Source organism: Actinotalea ferrariae, assembly GCF_019733465.1.
GTDB lineage: Bacteria > Actinomycetota > Actinomycetes > Actinomycetales > Cellulomonadaceae > Actinotalea > Actinotalea ferrariae_A.
The window spans coordinates 1-2530 of record NZ_JACVQL010000402.1; the positions used below are offsets into that span (position 1 = coordinate 1).

The 2530-nt window shown below is 76.3% G+C and carries 2 protein-coding genes; both read left to right on the forward strand.

Going from position 1 to position 2530, the window contains the following annotated elements:
- Nucleotides 1-207 precede the first annotated feature (207 nt).
- Entirely contained in the window at nt 208-1947 is a 1740-nt protein-coding gene (locus ICW40_RS20330) for a DUF4012 domain-containing protein (protein ID WP_221655788.1), read from the forward strand.
- Between the two features lie 88 nt (nt 1948-2035).
- A partial coding sequence (locus ICW40_RS20335; protein WP_221655789.1) for a peptidase occupies nt 2036-2530 on the forward strand: 495 nt, incomplete at its 3' end.

The following is a 2530-nucleotide window of genomic DNA, read 5'->3' on the forward strand; positions in this document are numbered from 1 at the left end:
CGCCGCGCGCCCGCGACCCGGCGACGAACGCGCCCGAGCCCGCCGGAGTCCCGCCGGAGCCGCAGGTAGGCTCGCCCTGTTCGACGACGGGAGGGGCACGCGGTGGACGACGACGCGCCCGCGGGCCCCCGGCACGCCACGCCGTCGGCGCGCTCCCGCCACGCAGCCCCGGCGGCTCGCTCCCGCCGGAGACCGGCGCTGGCCGCGGTGCTCGCCGTCGTCGGCGTCCTCGCGGCCTGGGCCGGCTGGCTCGCCCTCGACGCCCTCCGCGCGCGGGACGAGCTCCTGGCCGCGGCCGACCTCGTCACGGACCTGCGGGAGCAGGTGCTCGAGGGCGACCGCGACTCGGCCACCGCCTCTCTCGCCGCGCTCCAGGACCACGCGGGTCGGGCGTCCGACGCGGCTCACGGGCCGCACTGGTCGGCCGCCGCGGCGCTCCCGTGGGTCGGGCCGAACGTGCGCGCGGTGCAGGTGGTCAGCGAGGTCGTCGACGGTCTCGCCGACCGCGCCCTGCCCGGCCTCATGGACGCCACGGCGACGGTCGACCCGGCAGCCCTCGTGCCGGTCGACGGCCGCGTGCCGCTCACACCGCTCCTCACGGCCGCCCCCGTCGTGGTCGCCGCGGACGCCGAGGTGCAGGCCGCCGCGGAGAGGCTCGCCGCCCTCGACCCCGCCGGCCTGTGGGCACCCGTGGGCGGCCCGGTGCACGACCTCGCGGCGCAGGTCGAGGACGTCGCGGCGACGACGGCGACGGCCGCGCGAGCCGTCCGCCTGCTGCCGCCCATGCTCGGTGCCGACGGCCCCCGCCGCTACCTGCTGCTCGTCCAGACGACGGCGGAGCCGCGAGCCACCGGCGGGATCCCGGGCGCGGTGATCCTGCTCGAGGCCGACGGCGGCGCGGTCCGGGTCCTCGAGCAGCGCGCGGGCGGCCCGCTGGTCGACCTGCCCGAGCCCGTCGTTCCGCTCTCGCAGGCCGAGCAGTCCCTGTTCGGGCCCGACCTCGCCGCCGACATGCGCGACGTGACCTTCACGCCCGACTTCCCGCGCACCGGCGAGATCGCCCGCGCGATCTGGCAGCAGCAGGTCGGCGGCGACGTCGACGGCGTGCTGTCGGTCGACCCGGGCACCCTCGCGCTGCTGCTCGGCGCCACCGGGCCGGTGCCCCTGCCCGCCGGGGCCGTCGCGGACGCCGTCGGCCCCGCCCTGACGGCGGACAACGCCGTCCAGGTGCTGCTCAACACCGTCTACCAGGTGCTGCCGCCGGCAGAGCAGGACCCGTTCTTCGCGACGACCGCCTCGTCCGTGTTCACCGCCGTGGTCGGTGGTCAGGGTGAGCCGGCGGCCGCCGTGGACGCCCTCGCGCAGGCGGCCCGCGAGGGACGGCTCCTCGTGTGGTCGGCCCGCCCGGAGGAGCAGGCGCTGCTCGAGGGCACCGTGCTGGGCGGCGAGCTCGTCGGCCACCGCGGCGGGGCGCCCGTCGTCGGCGTGTTCCTCAACCAGGGGAACGCCGACAAGATGGGCTACTACCTGGGGCTCGACGTGACGGCGAACCCGGGCGACTGCCTGACGGACGGCACGCGTCGCTTGGACGTCGTCGTGACGCTGAGCAACGACGTGCCGGGCGACCCGACCGCGCTGCCGACCTACATCACCGGCCCGGACGAGGACACGCCCGCGGGTCACATGCAGACCAACGTGCTGCTCTACGCGCCGACGGACGGCTACGTCGACGAGGTCGAGGCCTCGGCGGGGGAGCCCGGCGTCGCGGCGCACGTGCACGACGGGCTGCGCGTGGTGGCCCGGACCGTCCGCCTGGCCCCGGGCGAGACCCAGACCGTGCGCTACTCCGTCGTCACGGGGGCGAATCAGGACGAGGCACCGATACTGCGCGTCACGCCATCCCCCGGACGGGTGACATCTCTCGGGAGCGGCTGGTCGTGCTCATGACGACGGCGCGGATGCCGATGGGACGCGTGGCACCTCACGTGCCTCATCCGAGCTGAACGCTGCCGTCGTGCACCACAGGAGTCGTTTCATGAACCGTCGTCGTCTCGCCCTCACCACCCTCGCCGCGGGTGCGCTCGTGCTCGCCCCGACTGCTGCGCTGGCGTACGACGCACCCGGCTACGGCACGACGACCCAGGACGCCGCCCCGGCCGCCGGCGAGTCGGTCACGCTGCGCACCGAGGGCACGACCCCCGGCCAGGACTACACCATCACCGTCACGTCCGAGCCGGCCTCGCTGAGCAACGACTCGATCCAGATCGCCGGCACGAAGTCCGCCACGAAGACGGCGACGGGCACCTCGGTGACCTTCACCGTGACCTTCGCCGCGGGCGGCACCTACACCGCCGCGGTCAAGGACGAGTCGGGCCGCCTTGTCGGCGACCAGGTCTTCACCGTCGCCTCCTCGGCGGCCGCCGCCGCGGCCGGCACGTCGGCCCTCGGCGCGACGGGCTTCGACGGCGTGGAGCTCGCCGTCGGCGCGGGCGCGCTCGTGCTCGCCGGTGCGGGTGCCGTGGTCGTCGCG